Annotated in this window: 21 protein-coding genes; 12 read left to right on the top strand and 9 right to left on the bottom strand. The window is 67.5% G+C overall.

The features are described from left to right. Positions 1 to 11 precede the first annotated feature (11 nt). The 9 genes from ACLJRL_RS25950 (at position 12) to ACLJRL_RS25910 (ending at position 13876) form a co-directional block, all read left to right on the top strand. Entirely contained in the window at positions 12 to 3104 is a 3093-nt protein-coding gene (locus ACLJRL_RS25950) for a ThuA domain-containing protein (RefSeq protein WP_410659057.1), read from the top strand. Continuing rightward, complete coding sequence (locus tag ACLJRL_RS25945) at positions 3104 to 4108, top strand: sugar phosphate isomerase/epimerase family protein (RefSeq protein ID WP_410658876.1); 1005 nt, start codon at positions 3104 to 3106, stop codon at positions 4106 to 4108. Before ACLJRL_RS25950 ends, ACLJRL_RS25945 begins: the two co-directional genes overlap by 1 nt. A gap of 9 nt (positions 4109 to 4117) precedes the next feature. Next, complete coding sequence (locus ACLJRL_RS25940; RefSeq protein WP_410658875.1) at positions 4118 to 5008, top strand: sugar phosphate isomerase/epimerase family protein; 891 nt, start codon at positions 4118 to 4120, stop codon at positions 5006 to 5008. 14 nt (positions 5009 to 5022) lie between these two features. Further along, positions 5023 to 6045 carry a multicopper oxidase domain-containing protein gene (locus ACLJRL_RS25935; protein WP_410658874.1) on the top strand — a complete coding sequence of 341 codons (1023 nt, stop codon included), beginning with the start codon at positions 5023 to 5025 and terminating at the stop codon, positions 6043 to 6045. 30 nt (positions 6046 to 6075) lie between these two features. Beyond that, entirely contained in the window at positions 6076 to 10032 is a 3957-nt protein-coding gene (locus tag ACLJRL_RS25930) for a ThuA domain-containing protein (RefSeq protein WP_410658873.1), read from the top strand. Between the two features lie 70 nt (positions 10033 to 10102). Continuing rightward, positions 10103 to 11980, top strand: a complete 1878-nt coding sequence (locus ACLJRL_RS25925) for an OmpL47-type beta-barrel domain-containing protein (protein WP_410658872.1) — start codon at positions 10103 to 10105, stop codon at positions 11978 to 11980. Between the two features lie 141 nt (positions 11981 to 12121). Beyond that, entirely contained in the window at positions 12122 to 13009 is an 888-nt protein-coding gene (locus ACLJRL_RS25920; protein WP_410658871.1) for a sigma-70 family RNA polymerase sigma factor, read from the top strand. 28 nt (positions 13010 to 13037) lie between these two features. Next, positions 13038 to 13511: a carboxymuconolactone decarboxylase family protein gene (locus tag ACLJRL_RS25915; RefSeq protein WP_410658870.1), complete on the top strand. Its 474-nt coding sequence runs from the start codon at positions 13038 to 13040 to the stop codon at positions 13509 to 13511. After that, positions 13511 to 13876, top strand: coding sequence for a DoxX family protein (locus ACLJRL_RS25910; protein ID WP_410658869.1), 366 nt, complete (start codon positions 13511 to 13513; stop codon positions 13874 to 13876). Before ACLJRL_RS25915 ends, ACLJRL_RS25910 begins: the two co-directional genes overlap by 1 nt. Before the next feature lie 87 nt (positions 13877 to 13963). Here ACLJRL_RS25910 and ACLJRL_RS25905 read toward each other — a convergent pair whose 3' ends face one another. Together ACLJRL_RS25905 and ACLJRL_RS25900 are read right to left on the bottom strand one after the other, a co-directional pair. Further along, a complete protein-coding gene (locus ACLJRL_RS25905) occupies positions 13964 to 15709 on the bottom strand; it encodes a BCCT family transporter (protein WP_410658868.1) in 1746 nt (581 codons plus the stop codon). A 280-nt stretch (positions 15710 to 15989) separates the two neighbouring features. Next, the gene (locus ACLJRL_RS25900) at positions 15990 to 16157 is read right to left on the bottom strand and encodes a hypothetical protein (protein WP_410658867.1); all 168 of its coding nucleotides are present in this window, start codon (positions 16155 to 16157) and stop codon (positions 15990 to 15992) included. An 86-nt stretch (positions 16158 to 16243) separates the two neighbouring features. On the opposite strand from ACLJRL_RS25900, the gene ACLJRL_RS25895 reads away from it, so the two are divergent. After that, on the top strand, positions 16244 to 17200 hold the full coding sequence (locus ACLJRL_RS25895) for a GlxA family transcriptional regulator (RefSeq protein ID WP_410658866.1): 957 nt from the start codon (positions 16244 to 16246) through the stop codon (positions 17198 to 17200). Between the two features lies 1 nt (position 17201). Here ACLJRL_RS25895 and ACLJRL_RS25890 read toward each other — a convergent pair whose 3' ends face one another. Continuing rightward, a complete protein-coding gene (locus tag ACLJRL_RS25890) occupies positions 17202 to 17696 on the bottom strand; it encodes a hypothetical protein (RefSeq protein ID WP_410658865.1) in 495 nt (164 codons plus the stop codon). 42 nt (positions 17697 to 17738) lie between these two features. After that, the gene (locus ACLJRL_RS25885) at positions 17739 to 17927 is read right to left on the bottom strand and encodes a hypothetical protein (protein WP_410658864.1); all 189 of its coding nucleotides are present in this window, start codon (positions 17925 to 17927) and stop codon (positions 17739 to 17741) included. A gap of 175 nt (positions 17928 to 18102) precedes the next feature. Between ACLJRL_RS25885 and ACLJRL_RS25880 the strand changes: the two genes are divergently transcribed. Then, positions 18103 to 18666 carry a TetR/AcrR family transcriptional regulator gene (locus ACLJRL_RS25880; RefSeq protein ID WP_410658863.1) on the top strand — a complete coding sequence of 188 codons (564 nt, stop codon included), beginning with the start codon at positions 18103 to 18105 and terminating at the stop codon, positions 18664 to 18666. 20 nt (positions 18667 to 18686) lie between these two features. Then, positions 18687 to 19865 carry an FAD-dependent oxidoreductase gene (locus ACLJRL_RS25875; RefSeq protein WP_410658862.1) on the top strand — a complete coding sequence of 393 codons (1179 nt, stop codon included), beginning with the start codon at positions 18687 to 18689 and terminating at the stop codon, positions 19863 to 19865. Between the two features lie 49 nt (positions 19866 to 19914). On the opposite strand, the gene ACLJRL_RS25870 is transcribed toward ACLJRL_RS25875, so the two are convergent. The 5 genes from ACLJRL_RS25870 to ACLJRL_RS25850 form a co-directional block, all read right to left on the bottom strand. Next, on the bottom strand, positions 19915 to 20901 hold the full coding sequence (locus ACLJRL_RS25870; RefSeq protein ID WP_410659056.1) for a 3-oxoacyl-ACP synthase III family protein: 987 nt from the start codon (positions 20899 to 20901) through the stop codon (positions 19915 to 19917). Positions 20902 to 20906: 5 nt separating this feature from the next. Continuing rightward, positions 20907 to 22685: a ThiF family adenylyltransferase gene (locus ACLJRL_RS25865; RefSeq protein WP_410658861.1), complete on the bottom strand. Its 1779-nt coding sequence runs from the start codon at positions 22683 to 22685 to the stop codon at positions 20907 to 20909. A 336-nt stretch (positions 22686 to 23021) separates the two neighbouring features. Further along, complete coding sequence (locus tag ACLJRL_RS25860) at positions 23022 to 24002, bottom strand: hypothetical protein (RefSeq protein ID WP_410658860.1); 981 nt, start codon at positions 24000 to 24002, stop codon at positions 23022 to 23024. 34 nt (positions 24003 to 24036) lie between these two features. Further along, positions 24037 to 25026: a hypothetical protein gene (locus ACLJRL_RS25855; protein ID WP_410658859.1), complete on the bottom strand. Its 990-nt coding sequence runs from the start codon at positions 25024 to 25026 to the stop codon at positions 24037 to 24039. A gap of 88 nt (positions 25027 to 25114) precedes the next feature. Beyond that, positions 25115 to 25870, bottom strand: coding sequence for an SDR family NAD(P)-dependent oxidoreductase (locus tag ACLJRL_RS25850; RefSeq protein WP_410658858.1), 756 nt, complete (start codon positions 25868 to 25870; stop codon positions 25115 to 25117). Between the last annotated feature and the right edge of the window lie 3 nt (positions 25871 to 25873).

Here is a 25873-nt window from a genome sequence, read left to right as displayed (position 1 = left end):
TAGTCACGTCGATGGTCACCGCTCTGACAGGCTTCGCATTTCCAGCGCAGGCCGCGCCGGAACACGAGGCGGCGTCGGTGCTCGTGTTCTCCAGAACAGCGGGATTCCGGCACGATTCGATCCCCGACGGGATCAAGGCGATCAAGGAACTGGGTGCGCAGAACCACTTCGGAGTGGTGGCCACCGAGGACCCGGCGGCGTTCACCGACGCGAACCTCAAGCGGTTCAACGCCGTCGTCTGGCTTTCCACCACCGGTGACGTGCTGAACGCGGACCAGCAGTCCGCGTTCGAACGGTATGTGAAGGGCGGCGGCGGGTACGTCGGTGTGCACGCCGCCTCCGACACCGAATACGACTGGCCCTGGTACGGCCAGCTGGTCGGGGCGTACTTCAAGTCCCACCCGCAGATCCAGAAGGCGAACGTCAAGGTCGAGGACCACGACCACGTGTCCACCGCGGGCCTGCCGGAAACCTGGCCGCGCACCGACGAGTGGTACAACTACCGCCAGAACCCGCGGAGCAACGTCCATGTGCTCGCGAGCCTGGACGAGAAGAGCTACCAGCCCGGCGACGGCGCGATGGGCGACCACCCGATCGCCTGGTGCCACGAGAACTCCGGCGGCCGCTCCTGGTACACCGGCGGTGGGCACACCAAGGAGTCCTACGCCGAACCGGCCTTCCGTAAACACCTCGCGGGTGGCATCAAGTACGCCACCAAGCTGAGCAAGGCGGGCTGCGCCAAGCCCCAGGAAGCCCCGGTCGACGCGGACTTCGACCAGATCACCCTGGCCAAGGGCGAGGAGAAGACCGGCGAGCCGATCGCGCTTTCCGTGCTGCCCAACCGCGACGTCCTGCACACTTCGCGCGACGGCCGCGTCTGGTACACCAGCTCGTCGGCGACGACGAAGCTGGCCGCGACGATCCCCGTCTACAACCACGACGAGGACGGCCTGCAAGGGGTCGCCATCGACCCGGACTTCGCCAGGAACCGCTGGGTGTACCTCTACTACGCGCCCAAGCTGAACACCCCGGCCGGTGATGCGCCGGAGAACGGCACCGCGGCCGACTTCGCGCCGTTCAAGGGTTACAACCAGCTCTCGCGGTTCAAGCTCAACGCCGACAACAACCTGGACCTCGCGAGCGAACAGAAGATCCTCCAGGTCCCGGCCGAACGCGGTATCTGCTGCCACGCCGGCGGCGAGATCGACTTCGACGCGCAGGGCAACCTGTATCTGTCCACAGGGGACGACAGCAACCCGTTCGCCTCCGACGGTTTCACCCCGATCGACGAGCGCGCCGACCGCAACCCGGTCTACGACGCCCAGCGCAGTTCCGCCAACACCAACGACCTGCGCGGCAAGGTGCTGCGGATCAAGGTCGACGGCAAGGGCAAATACACGACGCCCAAGGGGAACCTCTTCCCGCGTGGCAAGGCCAAGACCAAGCCCGAGATCTACGCGATGGGCTTCCGGAACCCGTTCCGGTTCGCCGTCGACCGCAAGACCGGCTGGATCCACCTCGCCGACTACGGCCCCGACGCCGGTGCTGCCGACCCCAAACGCGGTCCCGGTGGCATCGTCGAGTTCAACCTGATCAAGAAGCCGGGTAACTTCGGCTGGCCGTACTGCGTCGGCGACAACCAGCCGTTCATCGACTACGACTTCGCCACCAAACAGTCCGGCGCCGCCTTCGACTGCGCCAAGCCGAAGAACACCAGCCCGCACAACACCGGCCTGACGGATCTGCCCCCGGTCGAGAAGGCCTGGATCCCTTACGACGGCGGTTCGGTGCCCGAGTTCGGGACCGGCCCGGAGTCCCCGATGGGCGGCCCGGTCTACCAGTACGACGCGGCGAACCCGTCGCAGACGAAGTTCCCGGAATACTTCAACGGCAAGACCTTCGCCTACGAGTGGGAACGCAGCTGGATCAAGGAGATCACCGTCGGGCCGAACGGCGAACGCGGTGCCGTCAAACCGTTCTTCGACTCGATGACGCTGAGCCGCCCGATGAACATCGAGTTCGGCCCGGACGGCGCGCTCTACGTCCTCGACTACGGCACCGGCTACTTCGGTGGCTCCAAGGAATCCGCGGTCTACCGGATCGACTACACCAAGGGCAGGCGCACCCCGGAGGCAAAGGTGGCCGCGGACAAGACGTCCGGCCAGGCACCGCTCACCGTCAAGTTCGACCCCGCCGGGACGAACGACCCCGACGGCCAGGCCCTGACCTACGCCTGGGACTTCGACGGGAACGGCACGACCGATTCCACCGAAGCCGCCCCGGTTTCCCACACCTACACCGCGAACGGCCAGTACACGGCGAAGCTTTCGGTCACCGACGCCACCGGCCTGACCGGCGCGGCGAGCGTCGTGGTCACCGTCGGGAACACCGCGCCGGTGGTCACGCTCAAGACCCCGGTCAACGGCAGCGTGTTCAGCTTCGGCGACACGGTCCCGTTCAAGGTCGAGGTGACCGACGCCGAGGACAATCCGATCGACTGCTCGAAGGTCACTGTCGAATACATCCTCGGCCACGAGGGCCACGGCCACCCGCTGAGCCGCGCCACCGGCTGTGAAGGCACCATCGCCACTCCCGCCGACGAGGGCCACGGCCTGGACGCCAACGTGTTCGGTGTCATCAACGCGAGCTACACCGACAACGGCGCCAACGGCGTTCCCGCCCTCACCGGCGAGGCGGAATCCCTGCTGCAGACCAAGTTGAAGCAGGCGGAGTTCTTCACTCAGTCCAGCGGGGTCGAGGTCGTCGGGCACACCGGCGCCAGTGGCGGCAAGCGGGTCAACCACATCGAGTCCGGTGACTGGATCAAGTTCGACCCGGTGAACCTCGTCGGTGTCACCGGTATCGGCTACCGGGTCTCTTCCGGCGGGACCGGCGGCACGATCGAGGTCCGTTCGGGCGCGGTCGACGGTCCGCTGGTGCACACGGTCACCGTGGCGAACACCGGCGGCTGGGACACCTATGCCGACATCCCGCCCGCCGCGATCACCGACCCCGGTGGGACCGGTCCGCTGTTCCTCGTGTTCCGCGGTACGGGCACCGGAAGTTTGTTCGACCTGGACACGATCACCTTCGAGGAGTCCTGATGAGCCGTCCGATCACCCTGTTCACCGGCCAGTGGGCGGATCTTCCGTTCACCGAGGTGTGCAGGCTTGCCGGCGAGTGGGGCTATGACGGCCTCGAGATCGCGTGTTCCGGCGACCATTTCGAGGTCGACCGCGCACTGTCCGAAGAGGACTATGTGCCCGGACGCCTGAAGCTGCTGGCCGACCACGGGCTCAAGGTGTGGGCCATTTCCAACCACCTCGTCGGCCAGGCCATCTGCGACGACCCGATCGACGAGCGTCATAAGGCCATCATCCCTTCCAGGGTGTGGGGCGACGGTGAACCGGAAGGCGTCCGGCAGCGGGCCGCGAAGGAGATGGCCGACACCGCCCGTGCGGCGGCGAAACTCGGTGTGGACACGGTGATCGGCTTCACCGGTTCCAAGACCTGGAAGTACGTGGCGATGTTCCCGCCGGTGTCGCAGGCGGTCATCGACGAGGGCTACCAGGACTTCGCGGACCGGTGGAACCCGATCCTCGACGTCTTCGACGAGGTGGGTGTGCGGTTCGCGCACGAGGTCCATCCCTCGGAGATCGCTTATGACTACTGGACGACGAAACGTGCGCTCGAAGCTGTCGGCGACCGTCCGGCATTCGGGCTGAATTGGGATCCTTCGCATTTCATCTGGCAGGACCTCGACCCGGTCGGCTTCATCCTCGATTTCGCCGACCGGATCTACCACGTGGACTGCAAGGACACCAGGAAGCGGTTCGACGGTCGGAACGGAAGGCTCGGCTCGCATCTCCCCTGGGGAGACCCCCGACGCGGCTGGGACTTCGTTTCGACGGGGCATGGTGACGTGCCCTGGGAGGACTGTTTCCGGGCACTGAATTCGATCGGCTACGCCGGTCCGATCTCGGTGGAGTGGGAAGACGCCGGGATGGACCGGCTCCGGGGCGCGGCGGAAGCCGTGACCTTTCTGCGGGGGCTCCTGTTCGACAAGCCGTCGGCGGCCTTCGACGCGGCTTTCAGCAACCAGAAGTGAGGGCGTTTCATGTGCGGTGAAGAAGCTGAGCAGTTTCACTCTCGGCGGTCGATCCTCCGCGGTGCCGCGACGGCGGCGGTCGCCGCCGGTGCGGTGGTAGCCCTGCCGGGTATGGCCCAGGCCTCGACGGACGCGGAGGCACAAGGGGGACACGGCCACCACGGTCGGGGCCGCGTCCCGGTGGACAAGATCAGCATCCAGCTCTACTCCCTGCGCAGCGCGCTGCAGGCCGATCTGCCGGGCACCCTGTCCGCGCTGGCGGACATCGGCTACCGGAAGGTCGAACTGGCCGGGACCTACGGCCGCACGGCCCAGGAATTCCGCGGCCTGCTCGACAAGAACCGCATCCGGGCGACGTCCACGCACGTGGGCATCGACGGGGATCTCGACAAGACCATCGCGGACGCGAAGATCCTCGGGAACACCCGGGCCAACGTCCCGTTCGCGGCCTTCGACACCATCGACGGCTGGACGCAGTTCGCCGGACGGCTCGACACGGCGGCACGGAAGTTCCGCCGGGCCGGGATCCCGCTCGGCTATCACAACCACGCGCACGAGTTCGCGCCCATCGGCGGCGTGCGCCCGTACGACGTGCTCACCAGGAACACGAACCCGCGTTACGTGCACCTGGAGATCGACCTGTTCTGGGCGGTGGAAGGCGGGGTCGACCCGATTTCGCTGTACCGGCAACACTTCCCGCGCGTGGTCCAGTACCACGTCAAGGACCGGACCGCGGACGGCCAGATGGTCGACCCGGGCAAGGGCGTCATCGACTTCCCGCGCATCTTCCGGAACACCCGCGCCAACGTGGGCGAGTACATCGTCGAACACGACAACCCCACGGATCCCCTGAGCACCGCCCAGACCGGATTCACCTATCTCCGCAACGTCCGCTTCTGACTGGGGACTCCACAATGGACAAGAACAAACGCGGGCTGTCCCGCAGATCGATGCTCGCGGGCACCGCGGCCGGGGTCATCGCCCCGGTCGTGGTGTCGGCGAGCGCCGGTTCGGCGCCCGCCGCCGCGGCCGGGATGACCCGCAACATCACCGTCTACGCCGACTTCGTCCCCGGCTCGACCCGGGTCGGTTACGGGCTCGAGCCCGGTAAACCGACGATCCCCGGGCCGCTCCTGGAGTGCTACGAGGGCGACACCCTCGTGATCGAACTGGTCAACAACACCGACCAGCGGCTCTCCATCCACCCGCACGGCGTCAACTACGACACCAAGTCCGACGGCTCGCCGTTCAACGATTCCTTCAACAAGCCGTACGAGACCAAGACCTACACCTGGAAGACGCGGACGGCTTACCAGGCGGCCAACGGTTTCTGGATGCCCGGCAGCGCGGGGTACTGGCACTACCACGACCACGCGTTCGGCGGCGACCACGGCACCGTGGGCCTGATGAAGGGGCTCTACGGTGGCTTGATCGTGCGCAAGCGCGGGGATCTGCTGCCCAGCAAGCAGTTCACCGTGGTGTTCACCGAAATGTGGGTCAACCACCAGGTCGCCCCGAACACCCCGATCTTCGAAGCGAACCTCGGTGAGCGGGTGGAGTTCATCTGCGTCGGGCACGGCAACCTGATGCACACCTTCCACCTGCACGCGCACCGCTGGGCGGACACCCGCACCGGCATGCTCACCAGCCCGACCGACAACGCCCCGATCCTCGACAACAAGACCCTGGATCCGGGCAACTCCTTCGGGTTCCAGGTGATCGCCGGCGACGGCGTCGGCCCGGGCGCGTGGATGTACCACTGCCACGTCCAGCAGCACTCGGACGACGGCATGACCGGGGTGTTCCTCGTCCGCAACGCCGACGGCGGGATGCCCGCGGGCGCCCAGGAGGCGATCGACCGCTTCAAGGGCCATCAGCACGGCACCACGGCGGCCAAACCGGACGCCACCGGCGCTTCCGCTCATGCGCATCACTAGTTCCCCGACCATCCTGAAAGGAGCGAGATCTTGAGACGAAACGTTTCGCAACGCCGGCTCCGCAGACGGTCACTGGCCGCGTTGGCGGTCGGGGCCGTTGTCACCGCCGGACTTCCGCTGGCCATCGCGCCGGTCACCGCCCAGGCCGCGACGAACGTCCCGGTGAACGTCCTGGTGTTCCACGGCACCGCGGCGGACCAGAAGGACCCCGTCCTGCGTGCCACGGACGCGATCTCCAGCCTGGGGCAGGCGAACGGGATCTCCGTCGCGTCCTCTTCGGACCCGGCGGTGTTCACGAGCGCGAACCTCGCGAAGTACCGCGGCGTCGTCTTCCTGTCCGCGCAAGGGGTCACGCTCAACCGTGACCAGGAAACCTCGCTGCAGAACTACATGAAGGCAGGCGGTGGCTTCCTCGGTCTTTCCGACGCCGCCCGTGCCCAGGACGGTTCGCAGTGGTTCTCCGGTCTGATCGGGGCGCGCCCGGTGGGTGCGCGTCCCACTCCGGAGGCCGTCGCCGCGGTCACCGCGAGCGCGGAGAACGCGCCCAACGAGGGCAAGGAGAAGCTGGCCGACAACAACGAGAACACCAAGTGGCTGGCCTTCACGAACACCGCGTGGATCGCCTACAAGCTGGCCGCGCCGGTCGCGGTGAGCAGCTACGCGCTCGTCTCGGCGAACGACTTCGCCGGCCGTGACCCGAAGAGCTGGACCCTGCAGGGCTCCAACGACGGGACGGCCTGGACCGATCTGGACACCCGCACCAACGAGGTGTTCGCCGACCGGTTCCAGAACCGCACCTTCACCTTCGCCAACACCACGGCGTACTCGAACTACCGGCTGAACATCACCGCCAACGCCGGTGAATCGGCCACCCAGCTGGCCGACTTCAAGCTGTTCAAGGACCAGTCGACCACCCCGCCGCCGCCGGAGCCCGTTCCCGCGGAGGCGACCGTCGACGTCCTCGACAAGGCGAATCCGGCCACGGCGGGCCTGCCGCAGAAGTGGGTCCGCACCGACCGGTGGCTCAACTGGGAGGTCAACCCGGTCGGCACCGTGCACACGGTCGCGCAGGTCGAAGAGGCCGGCTACAAGCCTGGTGTCGGCGCCAACGGCGCTTTCCACCCGATCTCCTGGTGCCGTGACTACGAAGGCGGCCGCTCCTTCTACACCGGGATGGGCCGGACCGAGGGCAGCTACGGCGAAGCCCAGTTCCGCAGCCACATCCTCGGCGCGCTGAAGTGGACCACCGGCATGGTGCGCGGTGACTGCAAGGCGGGCATCGCGGCGAACTACAAGGTCGAGCGCCTGACCGCGAAGAACCAGACCGGCCAGATGGACCAGATCGGCGAGCCGCACGGGCTCACCATCGCCCCCAACGGCCGGGTGTTCTACATCGGCCGCGCGGCCTGCCCGACCGGTTTCGTGGAGAGCTGGGACGACCCGAACGTCGGCCTCGGCTGCGGCACGGTCCACCAGTGGGACCCGGTCACCAAGAAGCCGAAGCTGCTCACCACCTTGAAGGTGATGGGCAACCGGGGCAACACCAACGAAATGATCAAGAACGAGGAAGGTCTCCTCGGGCTCGAACTGGACCCGAAGTTCAGCGAGAACGGCTGGATGTACGCCTACTGGATGCCGCACGACTCGATCGATCGCGACAAGCGGATCGGCAAGCGCGTGGTCTCCCGGTTCACCTACGACCTGAAGAACCAGACACTGGATCAGGCCACCCGCAAGGACCTGCTCTCGTGGGACGTCCAGATCCACAGCTGCTGCCACGCCGGCGGCGGCATGGACTTCGACAAGGACGGGAACCTGTACATCGGGTCCGGTGACAGCAACTCGTCGCAGGGGTCCAACGGCTACTCGGGCAACAACTGGACCGAGGAGTACAAGGGCGTTTCGTTCCAGGACGCGCGCCGCACCGCCGGTAACTCCAACGACCTCAACGGAAAGATCCTGCGGATCCACCCCGAGGCCGACGGCACGTTCACCGTTCCTGCGGGAAACCTGTTCCCCGAGGCGAACGACCCCGGGAACAAGACCAGGCCCGAGATCTACGTGATGGGCGTGCGGAACATCTCGCGCCTGCAGATCGACAAGAAGACCAACTGGCTGACCGCTGCCTGGGTCGGACCGGACGCGTCTTCGCCGAGCCCGGAACTCGGCCCGGCCAAGTACGAGACCGCCACGATCATCACCGAGGCGGGCAACCACGGCTGGCCGTACTGCATGGGCAACAAGCAGCCCTACCGCGACCGCAGCAGCACCAACGCCGGAGTGCTCACCGGCTGGTACGACTGCGACAACCCGGTCAACACCTCGCCGCGCAACACCGGCCTGGTGAACCTGCCGCCGGTCAAGAAGAACATGATCTGGTACTCGCCGGACGGCGGCGGGCCGGTGTTCCCCAACCGTCCCAACAGTTCCGTCCCGAGCTACAACGCGGCCGAGGCCACCTACACGCAGCCCTACCTCAAGGGCGGCGGCCAGGCGGTCATGACCGGGCCGACGTATCACCGCGATCTGGTCAACACGACCAGCGGTGTCGCGTGGCCGTCGTACTGGAACGACAAGTGGTTCATCGGTGACCAGAGCAACGGGCAGAACCGGATCGCGGTCACCGTCGATCCGAACGGTGTGCCGAAGCAGGATCCGCCGGTGTTCGCCGAAACGGTGCGGCAGATCATCCCGTCCGGCGGCGGTGACCTGAAGCTGCAGAGCTGGATGGACGCCGAGTTCGGTCCGGACGGCGCGCTGTACGCGCTCGACTACGGCAGCGGTTTCTTCACCCTGAACGACAACCAGAAGCTGCTGAAGATCAGCTACATCGGCGGCGAGGCGACCCCGTCCGGGGCGGCCGCGTCGACCATGGTGCAGAACAAGCCGCTGACCGCGGCCTTCACCGGGTCGAAGTCCGGTGGTGTGTCCTACAAGTGGGAGTTCGGGGACGGGACGATCTCGACCCAGGCCGACCCGCGGCACACCTACCCGCGCACCGGTTTCTACACCGCCAAGCTGACCGTGACCTACGCGGACGGCGAGACGGTGACCACGCGGAACTCGGTCAGCATCGGTTGCCTGATAGCGGATTCGAGCCCGACGGTGGTCATCGGTGACACGGATACCGGGGTGAGCAACCGGAACGCCGGCGGTGGCTGTTCGGTCGACGACATGATCGACGACGAGAGCACGTGGACCTCCCACGCCGGATTCGTCAATCACGTCACCCAGGCCGTGGACCGGCTGGGCGATCTCGGAGTGCTCAACTCGGCCGAGTCGGACAAGATCAACGCCACGGCCGCCGCGTCGCCCATCGGCAACAAGGGCGTCACCGGCTACGACGCGATCTACGACGGTACGGCGGAGTCGTTCCGCAACTGGTCGCAGGCGCCGTCCGGGCAGTTCGCCATCCAGCCGGACGGGTCACTGAGGCCCTCCGGTGGACTGGGCATGCTGTGGTACTCGGCCCGGCAGTACGGGAACTTCTCGGTGAAGCTGCAGTTCAAGGACATCGCGCCGACGGGCAGTGCGAACAGCGGTGTCTTCGTCCGGTTCCCGGACCCGCGGACCCCGCTGGAGCAGCGTCCGCCGGGTAGCTGCGGCACCGTCGGTTCCGCGAAGACGTCGCAGGCCTGGGTCGCGATCTACTGTGGACACGAGGTCCAGCTGTACGACGGGGCCGCCGGTGAGCCGCAGAAGACCGGGTCGATCTACAACTTCGACCCGCGGCCGCTGGACCAGGCGGGCGTGAAGCCGAAGGGGACCTGGAACGAGTACGAGGTCAAGGTCGTCGGGCAGAAGTACACGATCATCCGCAACGGTGTCGTGATCAACGAGTTCGAGAACGCGCCGGGGATCAACTCGTCGCGGGCGGGCGACCCGTCGACCGACTTCCGGCAGTTCGTCAGCGGGTTCATCGGTCTGCAGAACCACGGTGACAACGACCTGATGGAGTTCCGCAACATCCGGGTGCGGCAGCTGTAGCGCGAAAGCCGGCCGGGCGCGCGGAATCCGTGCGCCCGGCCGGTCTCCCTGTACGGAAGGTTTCCCTGCGATGTCCCCAAGAATCATCGTCGCGGCCGTGCTGGCCGCGGCGCTCGCGATAGTGGGCCTGGTATTACCGGGCTCGTCCGCACCCGCCTCCGCCGCGCCCGTCCAGACCCTGGAATGGACCGCGGGCGACAGCACCGACCACTACCTCAGCGCGCCGGCCACCGCGGTGGCCGGCGAGACCACGATCCTGTTCAAGAACACCGAAGCCCTCGGTTCGACGATGTCGCACTCCCTGACGTTCGACACCACGACCCCGGGCTACAACCACGACGTCGGTCTCAATATCCTCGCCAATCCCTTCGACGAGAAGAACGGTGAGCACGAAGCCACCGTGACGTTCACGCCCGGGAAGTACCGGTTCTACTGCACGGTGCAGGGACACAGCAAAATGGTCGGCGAGTTGGTCGTCACCGGTGAACCGACCCCCGACACCACGCCGCCGGCCGTGACCGCGAACGTGACCGGCACCAAGGACACCGCCGGGAACTACGTCGGCTCCGCGACGGTGAACCTGTCCGCCACCGACAGCCAGTCCGGTGTGGACAAGGTCGAGTACCAGCTCGACGGCGGCGCGTGGACGGCGTACAGCGCTCCGGTCGTGGTCAACGCGGTCGGCTCGCATATGGTCCACTACAAGGCGACGGACAAGGCCGGAAACGTTTCTCCGGAAGGGATGTCGTCGTTCAGCGTCGTCACGGGACAACCCGGTGACACCACGCCGCCGACGGTGACCTCGGAAGTGACCGGGACCAAGGACACCGCCGGCGACTACCTCGACACCGCCACCGTGAAGCTCACCGCCACCGACGCCGGTTCCGGCGTCGACAAGGTCGAGTACAAAGTGGACGATGGCGCGTGGACCGCGTACACGGCACCGGTCGCGGTTTCCGCGCCGGGCGCGCACATGGTCCACTACAAGGCCTCGGACAAGGCGGGCAACGTCTCGCCGGAGGGCATGGCGCATTTCACGGTGGTCAGCAGTGACATCACCGCGCCGACAGTGACCTCCGAGGTCACCGGGACCAAGGACACGGCCGGCAACTACGTCGGCAAGGCGACCGTGACCCTCGCGGCCACCGACGCCGGGTCCGGTGTGGACAAGGTCGAGTACAAACTGAACGGTGGCCCGTGGCTGGCGTACACGGCGCCGCTCGCGCTCACCGTCGTCGGCGCGCACACGGTGAACCACCGCGCGACCGACAAGGCGGGCAACGTCTCGGCCGAAGGCACGGTGACGTTCACCATCGTCGAAGGCGACGACAGCACCGCACCGGTCGTTTCCGTGGTGGTGAGCGGTGACCTGGACGGCAGCTGGTCCTACATCGAGGACGCGACGATCAACCTGACCGCCACCGACACCGGGTCCGGTGTGGACAAGATCGAGTACAAACTGGACGGCGGGGCGTGGACGGTCTACACCGCGCCGGTCAAGGTGACCGAGCTCGGCACGCACATGCTGATCTACCGTGCCGCGGACAAGGCGGGCAACGTCTCGGCGGAACAGGGCGGCGCGTTCACCATCGTCGCCACACCGCCGGGGCCGGACGCCTGCCCGGACTCCGACGTCCGGGACACCGTGATCCTCGGCACGGCGGACAGCCAGGTCGAGAACCGCGACACCGGCAACGGCTGCACCATCAACGACGTCATCGACGACGAGTCCGACTACTCGTCGAACGACCAGTTCGTGGTGTACGTCCGGGCCGTGACGCAGGAACTGCTCGACGGCGAGACGATCTCGTCCGATGAGCGGAACCTGATCGTCACCGCCGCGATCGAGTCCGGTATCGGCGGTTCGGCCGCCGAACCGCAGAAGAGGCCGGAGACGAAGAACCCCGGCATGAAGAAGGTCGTCAAGACGCCCATCCGGGACGTCTGAGGCCCCTGAAAGCGCGTGAGGGCCACCCTCAGGGACTCAGAGTCCCTGAGGGTGGCCCTCACGCGCTTTTCGGCCCGGTTACCTTTTGCCTGCGGGGCTCGTCATGGTCATGACGGGGTTCGCTGGAGGAAGGTGACGAACATGACCGGAGCAGGCCCGGACGAGGCCCTCGCGGGTGCCTTCGAGGAGCAACGCGGGCGCCTGGTGGCGGTGGCTCACCGGATGCTCGGGTCCCGGGCGGACGCCGAGGACGCGGTCCAGGAGGCGTGGCTGCGGCTCGCCCGCCAGGACGCGGCCGCGATCGGCAACCTCTCCGGCTGGCTGACCACCGTGGTCGGCCGGGTCTGTATCGACGTGCTGCGTTCACGCAAGGCCCGCCCCGAGGCCTCCTACGACGACGAACTGCCCGAACTGATGGTGATCGAGGACGAGGACGCGGCGCCCGAGGAAGACGCGGTCCTCGCCGAGTCGGTCGGGCTGGCGCTGCTCGTGGTGCTCGACACCCTCGGCCCGTCGGAGCGGCTGGCGTTCGTGCTGCACGACCTGTTCGCGGTGCCGTTCGCCGAGGTCGGCGAGATCCTCGGCAAATCCGCGGACGCGGCCAAAATGCTCGCCAGCCGCGCCCGCCGGAAGGTGCAGGGACGGCGTCCCGCCGACGAACCGCAGCAGCGTGCGGTGGTCGACGCGTTTCTCGCAGCCGCGCGCGAAGGAGACTTCGATGGGCTGCTCCAAGTGCTCGACCCCGAGGTGACGTGGCGTTCGGAGACCGCGCACGGCGTGGTCGTGAAGCTGGGCTCGGCCGAGGTGGCCACCCGCGTGCAGCGTGGCGCCCGTGCCGTGGTGACCGTGCGTCCTGCGCTGGTCAACGGCAAGCTCGGCATCGTGGCTTGGAACAAGCGCGGCAAGCTGGCGGGGGTGATGGCGTGCACCATCGCCGACGGCCGGATCGTCGCGATCGACTCCGTGAGTGATCCACGTCGCCTCGCGGCCATGGGTGTTACCTCTCCGGAGCCCTTCTCGTCCAAGTAAGTGAACCTGGACGAGAAGGAGAAATCCCATGCAGGCAAGGCTCGAACTCTTCAAGACCGCTCTCGCGCCGAAGCTGGTGAAGCACCTCGTCTCGGCGGCGAAGGTCATCGAGGCCACGGAACTCCCTTTGGCGACAAGGGAACTGGTGAACATCCGGGCCAGCCAGATCAACGGCTGCTCGGGTTGCCTCGACATGCACACCAAGGACGCGGCGCACGCGGGGGAGACGTCGACCCGGCTGAACCTGGTCGCGGCGTGGCGGGAGGCGACGGTCTTCACCGAGGCCGAACGCGCCGCGCTGGAACTCACCGAGCAGGGCTGCCGCCTCGCTGACGGCAGCGGCGTCACCGACGAGGCGTGGGATGCCGCCGCCAAGCACTACGACGACGAGCAGCTTCTGGCGCTGGTGACCCAGATCGCGCTCATCAACGCCTTCAACCGGCTGAACGTCATCACCCGGCAGCCGGCTGGCGACTACCAGCCGGGCCAACTGGGGCACTGATGGACACCGCACTGTGGATCGTCGCCTGGCTGCTGGCCGTCATGTATCTCGTGTCCGGCGTCGGGAAACTGTTCGTGCCGAGGGAAAAGATCGCCGGGGTGGCGTCCGGCGCGGGATGGGTCCTGGACTTCAGCCCGGGCGCCGTGAAAGCCATCGGGGCGGTCGAGATCCTGGGCGCGGTGGGCCTGATCCTGCCCGCACTGCTGGACATCGCACCGGTGCTGGTCCCGCTGGCCGCGCTCGGGCTGGCATTGGTCATGGCCGGCGCCGTGGTCCTGCGCATCCGCCGTCACGAACCGAAAGTCGCGCTGCTGGATCTGGGCTACCTCGCCCTGTGCGCGTTCGTCGCGATCGGCCACGCCTGACCGCCCTGGTAGCGCGTGAAGGCCCCCTTCCCTCGACTGGTCATTTGAAACCGTGGCCGAGGGAAGGGGGCCTTCACGCGCATCAGATCAGGACTTCTGCTTCGTACGTCCGAGGATCCGGCGGCGTCCGCCACCGTTGGTGCGTTCCTCGTGCAGTTCCTTGAGCGACAACATCATCGCGTCTTCCTGCTTCATCAGCGGGTCGTTGCGCAGGTCCTTCCAGACCGCCGCGCACAGCCCGACCATCACGAACACGAACGGCACCGCGATCAGGATCGTGAGGTTCTGCAGACCGGTCAACGCCTTGTTCCCGCCGACCAGCAGCATCACCGCCGCGACGGCGCCCATCAGCACACCCCAGAAGATCACGACGCCCTTCTTCGGGTGCACACTGCCGCGCTGCGACAGGGTGCCCATCACCACCGACGCGGCGTCCGCGCCCGAGACGAAGAAGATGGACACCAGGATCATCACCAGGATCGCGATCGGGATGAACCACGGCAGGGTCTCGAGGAGTTCGAACGTCGCCGACTGGGCACTGCCCGCGCCCGCGATGTCCGTGCCCGACCGCTGCCTGCTGATCGCCGCGCCACCGAAGATCGCGAACCAGATCAGGCTCACGATGCTCGGAATCGCGATGACACCGAAGATGAACTGCCGGATCGTGCGGCCGCGGGAGATCCGCGCGATGAACATGCCGACGAAGGGCGTCCACGAGATCCACCATGCCCAGTAGAAGACCGTCCAGCCACCGAGCCAGGTCTGCATCTCGTCGCCACCGGTCATCCCGGTGCGGCCGGACATCTCCGCCAGTTCACGGAAGTAGTCGCCGATCGCGCCCGGCACGATGTTGAGGATCAGCACGGTCGGCCCGACCACCAGCACGAACACCGCGAGGATCGCGGCGAGCACCATGTTGATGTTGGACAGCCACTGGATTCCCTTGGCCACACCGGATACCGCCGAAGCGATGAACGCGATGGTGAGGATCGCGATGATCGCGACCAGCAGGCCCTTGCCGGGATCGTCGATCCAGCCGACGGCGCCCATACCGCCACCGACCTGAAGCGCGCCGAGGCCGAGTGAGGCGGCAGACCCGAACAACGTGGCGAAGATCGCCATGATGTCGATCGCCTTGCCCAGCGGGCCTTCGGTGCGCCGCTTGCCGATCAGCGGCGCGAACACCGAACTGATCAGCTGAGTGCGGCCCTTGCGGAAGGTGCTGTACGCGATCGCCAAACCGACGACGGCGTAGATCGCCCACGGGTGCACGGTCCAGTGGAACAACGTCGTTGCCATCGCGGTGTGGACGGCTTCGTCGGAGTTCGGCGCCGCGGTGCCCGGAGGCGGGCTCGCGAGGTGGGAGACCGGCTCGTACACGCCGAAGAACATCAGGCCGATGCCCATCCCGGCGCTGAACATCATCGCGATCCACGATGACGTCCGGAACTCGGGCAGTTCCTTGTCCCCGCCCAGCGGGATCCGGCCGTAGCGGCTGATGGCCAGACAGACCGCGAAAACCACGAAACCGCTCGCGGTGAGCACGAAAGCCCAACCGCCGTAAGGGATCACGGCGTCATTGAGAAGTTTCGACGCGAGATTCGAGAGACTCTCCGGGGAGATGACTCCCCAGACGATGATCGCGAGGGCGAGCACCGCCGCCACACCGAAAACCGTGCGATCGGTCTCGGCAGGCCTTTCGGAAGCGAGGTCGAGTGGGACGTGTTCGTCGGGTGTGTGCCCGGGACCTGTCGTGTCCGGTGCGTTTGCGAGATCTGTTGCGGAGTCCGCAACACCCTCTTGTTCCGCTTTTTTACCGTCCTGCGCACTCATGTTCAGCCACGCGCCGATGACAGCGCGCTCTCCTTCCGCCCGAGTTAACCCATTTGCACCACTGCACCCTAACCAGAAAACTGGTAACCGGCAGAAAATGCGGAAGATGAGGTTTGAAGCCGTGATTGTGGCTCTGACCTCGGCGGATTCCGGCTGCGTTCGCGCTGTCGTCGGTGAACGTGTCTCTCGTGACACCTCCTCGTCGGGAGGGTTCACCGGATTTCTCGCGAAGAGCCCTGCTGAACTGCGGTTCTTCAGTCAGGGTTTCCGCGCATACGGCTCAAGCTGTCGCGCCTCCGGTGTGGCGGGTTTCCCATCGTTGTACGGGGTTCGTGGCTTCGGCGTGGTCGCTGCCCGCGACTCGCGGGTATCCCTGACGCGCGTGGTTGCGCTGCAGGGCGTAGGTGACGAGGGCGACGAGGGCGAGGGTGGCGATGATTGCGGTCATGGCAGTAAGTTTGCGCTGATTCACATCCTGCCAAAAGTGGCAGTTCTGTCGTTGTGCATCAAAATCCTGCCAGCTATGCTTCGGTCATGTTGAAGAGCGTCGCCGTAGTGCTGATCGACGACTTCGCCGTGTTCGAGTTCGGCGTCGTCTGTGAGGTTTTCGGTGAGGACCGGACCGATGACGGGGTGCCACTGCTCGACTTCCGCGTGTGCGCGGAGAAGGCCGGGCGGCCGTTGAGCATCGGCCACGGAGTCACGGTGACCCCGGAACACGGGCTCGAAGCGACCGAGGACGCCGATCTGGTCGTGATGTCCGCCTGCACCGTTCGCGACGAGTACCCGCCCGCGGTGCTCGACGCGCTCCGGGCGGCTTCGGCGCGGGGTGCCACGCTGCTTTCGGTCTGTACCGGCGGATTCGTGCTGGGGGCCGCGGGCCTGCTCGACGGGCGGCGGTGCACGAACCACTGGCGGCACAGCACCAGGTTCCGGAAACGCTTCCCCGAAGCTCAACTGGACCCCGACGTCCTCTTCGTCGACGACGGCGACATCATCACCAGCGCGGGCACGGCCGCCGGCATCGACGCCTGCCTGCACCTGGTCCGCCGCGAACTGGGCTCCGCCGCGGCCACGTCGATCGCCCGGCGCATGGTCGTGCCGCCGCAGCGCGAAGGCGGGCAGCGGCAGTTCGTCGAGGTGCCGATCCCGGAATGCACCAGCGACAGCCTGCAGCCGGTGCTCACCTGGATGCTCGACACCATCGAACGCGAACACCCCGTCGCCGACCTCGCGCGGCACGCCCGGATGTCGGAGCGCACGTTCGCCCGCAAGTTCGTCGCGGAGACCGGCACCACGCCGCATCGGTGGCTCTCGACCCAGCGGGTACTGCACGCCAGATCGCTGCTGGAACGGACGACGATGGGCATCGACGAGGTCGCGCGACGCTGTGGTTTCGGCTCAGGAGCGTTGCTGCGCCACCATTTTCACAAGGTCGTCGGAGTTTCCCCGCAGGACTACCGCAGGACCTTCGCGCCGCAGGGCGTCTAGCTCAGGCTTGACGCTGGCCGGTGGCCACGAAAATGTTGTGTGCCAGCAAAGCGGCGCCTTCGGTGTAGCCGTTGATGAGCACTTTCCGTCCATCGGCGAGCCTGACGAGACAGCCGACATCGCCGCCGAAGGTCTTGGCGAGGATGTTGGTCTTGCTGTGGTCGACCGCCGTGGCGATCGCGTTCCACGGCACCACGGTGGTCACCTTGCCCCAGGTGTGCACGAACCCGGCTTCGTACAAGGTGAACACCTCGCCGCGTTTCCTGGCGGCCTGCCAGGCGAGCGAGATTCCCAGGAGTGCCAGGCCCAGTCCGCAGCCGATGATGACGCCGGGAATCATCTGGGCCGAGCCGCCCCTGCCCTGCTCGCCGAGCACGAACAGGACCACCCCGATCAGCGCGATCGGCAGGCCGAGCACCACCGCGACCACGGCCATCAGCGCTCGACGGCGATTGTTCGTCTCATAGCGCTCGATATACGCGCCCAGTTCGTCCACGGGCAGGGACGCTAGTGGTGGAGACCGGGACCGGTCCCCGGCTCATTTCTTCGTTGCTTTGTTGAAGAGGCCGAGGGACTGGGCGAAGACGGACCCGCCGACCAGCACGGCGATGGGCAGGGTCTTGGCCCAGAAGGCACTCGCGTCGAGCGAAATCATCAAGGCGAGCGTTCCGCCCGCCAAGATCACCAGAACGAGCATGACCAGTGCGAGGCGCGGCTTCGAGACCATGGGCCCTCCAAAAGTGGTGTGAGAGCGAAAGCTTCGCCAAAGCGTCGGTGCGCGGTGAGGTCATTTTTATCGGGACGAATCTCAGGGGCCGGGTTTGCGCGGCGATCGACACGGGGCGTACGATCAGGTCAGTCGTACAGGACGACTGTTCAGGACGAACGCCCGAGGAGGCGAAGTGGCAGTCTCTCCAGCCGCTGCTCGTGGTCAGGCCGTGCGGCAGAGGCTGCTGGACGCCGCGGTCGCGCTGGTGCCCGAACTCGGCTGGCCCGCGGTGAGTACGCGGATCCTGGCCGAGCGCGCCGGGGTCACGCCGAGCGTTGTGCACTATCACTTCCCGTCGCTGCAGGTGTTGCTGGTCGAGGGCGTGCTGGGGGCGATGCGCGAGGTCGCCGGCGCCTTCGCGCCGATGCTGGAAACCGCTGGGACGCCTGAGGAAGCGGTCGACGCGGTGCTCGCGTCGGTCGGGGGATACACCGGCACCGACCCGACGTCGTTGTTGTTCGCCGAGGCCTACCTGGCCGCGACGCGCGATGACACGTTGAGGCAAGGGATCCGGGATCTCCTCGCCGATCTGCGCACGAAGGTCGGCGGCTGGCTGGCCGCGAACGGCGTGGCTGAGGCCGAAGCAACGGCCGCGGTGCTCTTCGCCACGGTGGACGGGCTCTTGCTGCATCGCGCACTCGAACCGGAGACCGACCCCGGCGTCATGGCAGCCGTTCTGCGCAGGCTGGTCCGCTGAACCGAAAGGGAGGAAATCCGATGAAGGTGGCGATCTGCGGTGCCGGGATCACCGGTTTGGCGCTGGCCCACAGGCTCGCGGCGCGCGATGTCGAAGTCGTGGTGCTGGAGCGCGCGGCGGGGCCGCGTGACCAGGGGTACATGATCGATTTCTTCGGCCCCGGATACGACGCGGTCGAGCAGATGGGCCTGCTGCCCCAGGTCCAGGAAGCCGCCTACCAGGTGGACGAAGCGAGTCTGCTGGACGAGCACGGCCGCCGCCGGGCGGCGATCGACTACGCCCGGTTCGCCAAGTCGGTGCGCGGACGGCTGTGCAGCATCATGCGACCCGATCTCGAGCGGGTGCTGCGCACGGAATTGCCGTCCACAGTGGACCTCCGGTTCGGCGCGGGGGTTTCCGGTGTGGACGACCTGGGCGACCGCGTACGGATCACCCTCGCGGACGGCGAGGTGCTCGACGTCGATCTGCTGGTCGGCGCGGACGGGATCCATTCGACCGTGCGACGGCTGGTCTTCGGGGAAGAGGACCGGTTCCTGAGAGACCTCGGATTCCACACGGCGGCGTTCGTCTTCGAGGACGCGGAGATCCGCGAGCAGGTCGGGGACCGGTTCTGCCTCACGGACACCATCGGCAAGCAGATGGGCTTCTACGGCCTCCGCGACGGCAAGCTCGCAGCGTTCGCCGTGCACCGGACCGCGGACACCACCCTGCCAGCCGATCCTCGATCGGCACTCCAGTCGACTTATCGCTCGCTCGGCTGGGCGGTGCCGAAGGCGCTCGATCTCTGTCCGCCATCGGCGGAGGTGTACTACGACCAGGTCGCCCAGATCGAGATGCCGTCGTGGAGCCGCGGCCGGGTGGTCCTTGCCGGAGATGCCTGTTACGCCGTCTCCTTGCTCGCCGGGCAGGGCGCCTCGCTGGGCATCATGGGCGCGTTCGTTCTCGCGGAGCAGCTCGGGACAGCGGATTCGGTCGAGGCCGCTTTCGAGCAGTACGAAAACCTCGTCCGCCCGGTGGTGGCCGAGAAGCAACGAGTCGCCCGCCGCGGCGCGCGCTGGTTCCTGCCCGCGAACCGGCTCCTGCTCCAGGCGCGCCGAGTTTTCCTTCAGGTGGCGCGACTTCCCGGGCTCGAACGTCCGCTGGCGGTGGCCATCACGGGGAAGCAGACGGCGCTGGTCGCCGATCTCCAGCGCCGGTGAAGGCGAACGCAAGTAGAGGACTAAACGCGGGTTGGCTCGACGCCCTCACTCACGACGCGCCGTGCCGGAAACACAGCGTCCCCCACTGGAACCCCGCCCCGATCGCCGACACCACGAACGTGTCCCCGGCCCGCACGGAACCGTCCGCGAAACTCTGGTGCAGCACCGTGAACACTCCCGCCGAACCGGTGTTCCCGAGCCGGTCCACGGTGATCGGCGCGCGCTCCCGCGGGACCCCGAGCTTGTCCATCGCGGCCACGACGATGTTCAGATTCGCCTGGTGCAAGAAGAAGTGGTCCACGTCGTCGACCGAAATCCCGGCTTGGCCGACGGCGTTGAGGACGCTGTCCGGCAGGCACCGGGTCGCGGTGTCCCACACGGTCCGGCCGTTCATCTTGAGATAGTGCCGTTTGTCCGCGAACGTCGTCGCCCCGGCGGGCAGCCGCGAGCCGCCCGCCGGGATTTCCACGTCGTACGACAGTTCCGCGCCGAAATCCCAGCCGAGCAACCCGGCACCCGGCGACGTCGAGGTGGTCAGCAGGGCGGCCCCGGCGGCGTCACCGAAGAAGACACGGGTGGTGCGGTCCTCCGGGTCGGTCACGCGGGACGCGCTGTCGGCGGCGACCACCAGAACCCGGTCCGCCGCGCCGCTCTGCAGCAGCAATGAACCGAGGAACAGCGCCTGGACGCCGTTCGCGCAGGCGGCCTGGGTGATGTCGAAGGTGAGCGCCCGGTGCGCGCCGAGTGCCTCCTTGACGATCAGCGCGGTCGACGGCAGCGGCTGGTCGTAGGTGTAGGTCGCGACGATGATCGCGTCGACGTCCAGTGCGGTGCACCCGGTCGCCGCCAGTGCCGGACGCGCCGCCGCGACGCACATGTCCGACGTCGCGAGGCCGGGGGCGAGCCGGCGGCGTTCCCGGATCCCGGTCCTGGCGACGATCCATTCGTCGGAGGTGTCCAGGGTTTCGGCGAGCCGCTGGTTGGTGACGATTTCCGGTGGCAGGTGGACGCCGGTGCCGGCGATCCGGACGGGCACGGTGCTCAAGTGACCGTGCTCCGCTCGGGGCTGAGCTGACGGTCGAGGTCGGTGTAGAACCGGCCCGACGCGCACGGCAGGTCGAGCAGGATGCGCCGCGCGGCCTCGCCGCACAGGGCGCCGCCGAGTGCCACGCCGGACGCCAGTTGCGGCCAGCTGCTCAACGTGCGGCCGAGTTCGCCGAAGGAGGCGGCCAGTTCCGGGCTGATCCGGTCGGCGTCCACCATGGACAGGATCAGGTCGACTCGCTCCTGGTGGCTCAAACCGGCCACGTCGACGGATTTGATGTCGCCGAGCAGGCCGTGCAGCAGCGGCCGATCGGGCTCGAGGTCGAAGCGTTCGACGTCGAGCATGCCGCGGTCGTTGCAGTCCATCACGACCGGGACGCGCAGATCCCGCGCGTACTCGCGCGCGGCGATCTTGACCCACGGGGTGTCGCATTCCTCGATCAGCAGGTCGATCACGCCCTGCCCGCCGACGAAGAACGCTTCGATGTTGTCCTCGGTCAGGCCGCCCCGGTGGATCTCGATGTCCAGGTACGGATCGATCTCGAACATCTGGCGCGCGGACAGGACCGCTTTGTTGACCCCGAGTTCGTGCACACCCGCGCGCAGCCGGTTCAGGTTCGAGAGGCTGAAGTCGTCGAAGTCGGCGAGTTTGTACGCCCCGCCGATGCCTTCGAGCGCGAAGGTGAGCGCGGCGCTGTTGCCGACCGAGAGGCCGATGATCCCGATCCGCTTGCCGAGCAGGCGGCGCTGCTCGGGCCGGTCTACCTTGCCGCGGTTGCGATCGGTGCGCACGAGACGGAATTCGTCGCGTGGCAGGACATGCACGAGCCGCTGCGACCACGGGTACCAGACCCAGGTGCCGTATTCCCAGAGCGCGAGCCCGGCGACCTGTTCGCGTTTCTTGGCTTCGATCTCACTCGTGTCGCGGCACGACGGTTCGCGGCTGCGGATCAGTTCGGTCAGTTGCTCGTCGATGGTGTCGTGGACTTCGCGGACCTCACCGGAGGCCAGCAACGTTGTCAGGGCGGCGAAATCGGCCGCACCGCGAGGTGCGAGCAGGGTCGGCTGCCACACGTCGCGGTCAGGCCCGGCGACGTCGGCGAGGGCGGTGGGCGCCTGCCGCTCGGACGGCGACGCGGAAGCGAGCCGTGCCGGAGCGTCGGCGGCGATCCGGGGGAATTCGTCGCGCAGCCGGGCGACGAGGTCGTGGTGCCGTCCGGCTCCGTCGGCTACGCGGTGGAACATGATCACGACGTCTTCGGTGTACTTCTCGACGTAATGCCGGGTGCCCGGCATGCTCCGGAAACCGAACTGCTCGTGGAAGCGGTCCTGTCCGTCCTTCGTGCCCGACGTGCCGATCATGGCGCGGGCGCCGAGGTGGTGCGCGGCTCCGATGGCGAGCGCGTTGAGGTACTGCCCGAGCCCGAGTTTGCGGGACCGGTGCTCGACGACGAGCCGGCTGTGCTCGAACGTGTCGTCCACCGCGATGCCTTCAGTGGCAAGCAGATCCTCGTACCGCTCGCTGCCGAGGTAGGTCCGCGACTGGAACCGGTCGCCGGTGGCAGGGGTCGAGAGCCGGATGTAGCCGAGCGGGGGACCGTCCGCATGCTGCCGGGCGATGAAATGCCACGCCCCGAGGTCGAGATCCTGGTCGTCGGCGTGGGATCCGTCGGCCTGCCGGAAGGCCGGGCGGCGGCCGTGGTCGAAGAGGATCCGGGCCCTGAGTTCACGGACGGAATCGAGCAGGCAGGCGTCGGCCCCGTGGAACGCGGTCACGATCCACGGGTGAGTGAGATCCGTCAAGTGGTGCCTTTTCTGAAGGTGGTGCCGAGAACCGGCGCGATAAACGTTGCGTGCTAACCGAATTCCGGCGGAAACCGATCCGGATCGGGCGGGCCGAACAGTAGCAGCGCGGCGACGGAGCGTCACAGGATGTGTGCTGCGAGGCAAGTCGCGCACGAGTGAGTTCGGAAATCGTTTACCGATGCCGGGATCGACAATCCGTCACAACGAAGGTAATCAGATTTGATGAAGGCGGCCGGAATTACTACCTAATGGTGTGGTGGCCCGTTTCGCAGTGAAAGCACGCCACTCCGGACCGTGTGGTGGACGTCACAGAGGGTGGGTGATGTCCAGCCGGTACCAGGTGTCCTCGGTAACGACGTGTAGCGCGGAACCCCGGCCGATCAGGGCGCTTCCGGCGGGAATCGGTTCTCCGCCGGGCAAGGTGAGCCGGTACTCGCCGGTGATCCGGGTGCGGTCGTCGCCGAGCCGCGCCAGGACCAGCCTGTCGTAATGGGGCGAGTAACCACCGCAGAAGGCGATGACGTCGTCGGCGACCGCGATCGCCTTCGCGCCCGCGACGTCGTTCTCCCAGAATTTCACGACACCGTCACGGATTCGCGCGACCGGGAAGTCCGCGTAGTAACAGACCCAGGCGGTCTCACCGTCGACGTTGAGCGCATAGCAGTCGTCGATACCGTCGAATTGCTCGTGGTTCAGGGGAAAGGACCAGTCCCGCCGCAGTTCCGGGGTGTAGCGGACCAGTCCGGCGGCGCCGAGCGGTTCGGGTCCCTCGAAGCCCCAGCCGTAATTGCCGTAAACGCCTTCGTCGAAATAGCCGGCCCAGATCTTGCCTTCGCCGGTGGTCATGACGTGCTGGATGCCGTCGCCGAGGGTGGCTTCTGCGACGGCGTTGCCGGCGGAGTCGTACAGGATGGCGTTGCGGTCGGCGCCTTCCGGCCGCCAGCGCGCCCGGGAGCCGACGAGCAGGAGGTGCCCGTCCGGCATCGGCTGGACGCTGGGGTACGCCAGCGGGACGTCGGTGAGCCGCACCAGGAGCCGCGAATCCGGTGTCTGCACGGTGACCCGCGCCGTGACCGGGCGCGGGGTCCGCGGGTCGGGGAACCTCGCTCCGCCAGGGTCGGTGGTCATCGCGAGGAACGCGTCCACATCGGACGCCGCGGACCACAGCGCGACGAGTTCACCGCCCGGCCCGATCGAGACCGATATCCGAGAGTCGCCTCGTACGCCGGGCTCCAGTCGTCCCCAAGGCGCGAGTTCCCGTGTCTCCCGGTCGTTCATGCCGGTCATCACAGCACGCGGGCCCCGGTGCCCGCCAACGAATTCAGGAGCAGCTTCGGGTGAACGTCGCGATGACCCCGGTGTAGAAATACGAAACCGCGATCACGCCGTCGTCGGTGAGCACCGGCTTGGCGAAGTCGCCGTCGGGATCGGTGAGAAGGGTCTGCGTGAGCGCGCTGCCGTCCCAGACACCGACCGCGTACTGCTTGTCGGCCGTCCGGTAGGTGCCCGAGGTGAGTGTGCCGGAATCGACGACGGTCTCCCTGGCGCGGACGTCGAGCCGCCGGACGATCTGCCCGGTGGTGTCCCATTCGACGGACACCCATTTCCCGGCCTCGGAGATCTCGCCGGAGATGCGGCCGCCCCGGAAGGCGTTGACGTAGTCGGTCTTCAGCGCGAGCTTGGTCAGCGATCCGTCGGCCTCACGAAGGAAGTAAGCGAGTTCGCTGCCCTGGGCGCGGATCAGGATCCGGCCCTGCTCGTCGATGTCGACCGGGCTCACGTACGAGTAGACCGCCGGATCGGGGTTGATCACCTGCACCGTGCCGGGCGCGGACGCGGGCCACAGCAGCAGATCGAAGGCGTCCCCGATCCCCGAGGCCATCCCGACGATGTCGCCCGCGTCGTTGACCGCCTTGGCCCTCGCCATCCGGAGTCCCTGCGGCACCGGCAGTTTTTCGTACTGCCCGCCGCGGTAGACGACGGCGCCGTCGTAGGACGAGTTCGCGATCGTGCTGCCGACGGCGACACCGGAGGAGTTGATGTCGTTGAGATCGGTCTGCTTGCCGAACGCCGTACCCAGGTTCTCGGCGACTCCGCCGTGCCACCGGACGCCGTCGGTGGTGGAGCCGCCGCCGACGAACCAGCCGCCGTTCGCCGCCCCGCTCACGCTGCCCGTCGTGCTTCCGGCGGGCAGCGGCAGCGTGCCCCGCGTCCACGTGCATCCGGTGGCCGCGGACGCGGAGCCGGTGAAGACGGTGCTCACGCCGGCGAGAGCCAGGGTGGCGGCCAGCAGGGCCTTGGGTGTGCGCATCACGTTTCCCCCTTGTGCGGAACGAACTTCCGTCAAGGTAGGCGCGGCCACGCCCGTGAATCTGCGTCAGATGACACACAACCCGCGATCACCACGTCGGATGCGCCGACACACCCCCGTCCACGGTGAGGTTGTGCCCGGTGATCCACGCCGCGAGCGGGGAGGCCAGGAAGAGGCAGGCGTTGGCGACGTCGGCAGGAGTGCCGAGCCTGCCCAGCGGCGCCGCCTTCTCCCACCGATGAACGCCGTCGGGCCAGGCATCGCCCAGACCGGGACGGTCGATGAGGCCGGGGGAGACGGCGTTGACGCGGATACCGTGCGGACCGTATTCGAGCGCGGCGGCGCGGGCGTGCATCACCAGCGCGGCCTTGGCGCTGCTGTAGTGCGCGTGCCCCGGCGCCGGCCGGTCCGCTTCGATCGAGGCGATGTGGACGACGCTGCCGCCGCGGCCGGTCATCACCCCGGCCGCGGCCTGCGTGCAGGAGAACGCGCTGGTGAGGTTCGTCTCCAGCACGGTCCGCCAGCTTTCCGCCGACATTCCCGGCAGCGGCTCGACCGGCTGCACTCCGGCGTTGTTGACCAGCGTGTCCAGCCGTCCGGTCCAGGCCGCGGCGGCGGCCACGAGCCGGTGGCATTCGCCGTCGTCGGACAGGTCGGCGGCGAACGCTTCGGCCGTGCCGCCGTCCGCCTCGATCCGCTCGACGAGCGCGTCCGCCGAGGCCCGGCCGCGGCGGTAGTGCACGGCGACGGCGCTGCCCGCCTCGGCGAACCGCAGGGCGATCCCCCTGCCGATCCCGCCGCTGGCCCCGGTGACGAGGGTGGTGGTGCCGGTCAGATCCAGCATCGA

Source organism: Amycolatopsis sp. lyj-112, from assembly GCF_046549055.1.
GTDB lineage: Bacteria > Actinomycetota > Actinomycetes > Mycobacteriales > Pseudonocardiaceae > Amycolatopsis.
Note: the sequence above shows the minus strand (reverse complement) of the source record. Positions and strands in the feature narration are given on the sequence as shown.

Coding starts and splice junctions, on each gene's coding strand:
- ACLJRL_RS25950 (WP_410659057.1), top strand. CDS start 12: ATGGTCACCGCTCTGACAGGCTTCGCATTTCCAGCGCAGGCCGCGCCG.
- ACLJRL_RS25945 (WP_410658876.1), top strand. CDS start 3,104: ATGAGCCGTCCGATCACCCTGTTCACCGGCCAGTGGGCGGATCTTCCG.
- ACLJRL_RS25940 (WP_410658875.1), top strand. CDS start 4,118: ATGTGCGGTGAAGAAGCTGAGCAGTTTCACTCTCGGCGGTCGATCCTC.
- ACLJRL_RS25935 (WP_410658874.1), top strand. CDS start 5,023: ATGGACAAGAACAAACGCGGGCTGTCCCGCAGATCGATGCTCGCGGGC.
- ACLJRL_RS25925 (WP_410658872.1), top strand. CDS start 10,103: ATGTCCCCAAGAATCATCGTCGCGGCCGTGCTGGCCGCGGCGCTCGCG.
- ACLJRL_RS25920 (WP_410658871.1), top strand. CDS start 12,122: ATGACCGGAGCAGGCCCGGACGAGGCCCTCGCGGGTGCCTTCGAGGAG.
- ACLJRL_RS25915 (WP_410658870.1), top strand. CDS start 13,038: ATGCAGGCAAGGCTCGAACTCTTCAAGACCGCTCTCGCGCCGAAGCTG.
- ACLJRL_RS25910 (WP_410658869.1), top strand. CDS start 13,511: ATGGACACCGCACTGTGGATCGTCGCCTGGCTGCTGGCCGTCATGTAT.
- ACLJRL_RS25905 (WP_410658868.1), bottom strand. CDS start 15,709: ATGAGTGCGCAGGACGGTAAAAAAGCGGAACAAGAGGGTGTTGCGGAC.
- ACLJRL_RS25900 (WP_410658867.1), bottom strand. CDS start 16,157: ATGACCGCAATCATCGCCACCCTCGCCCTCGTCGCCCTCGTCACCTAC.
- ACLJRL_RS25895 (WP_410658866.1), top strand. CDS start 16,244: ATGTTGAAGAGCGTCGCCGTAGTGCTGATCGACGACTTCGCCGTGTTC.
- ACLJRL_RS25885 (WP_410658864.1), bottom strand. CDS start 17,927: ATGGTCTCGAAGCCGCGCCTCGCACTGGTCATGCTCGTTCTGGTGATC.
- ACLJRL_RS25875 (WP_410658862.1), top strand. CDS start 18,687: ATGAAGGTGGCGATCTGCGGTGCCGGGATCACCGGTTTGGCGCTGGCC.
- ACLJRL_RS25860 (WP_410658860.1), bottom strand. CDS start 24,002: ATGACCGGCATGAACGACCGGGAGACACGGGAACTCGCGCCTTGGGGA.
- ACLJRL_RS25855 (WP_410658859.1), bottom strand. CDS start 25,026: ATGCGCACACCCAAGGCCCTGCTGGCCGCCACCCTGGCTCTCGCCGGC.
- ACLJRL_RS25850 (WP_410658858.1), bottom strand. CDS start 25,870: ATGCTGGATCTGACCGGCACCACCACCCTCGTCACCGGGGCCAGCGGC.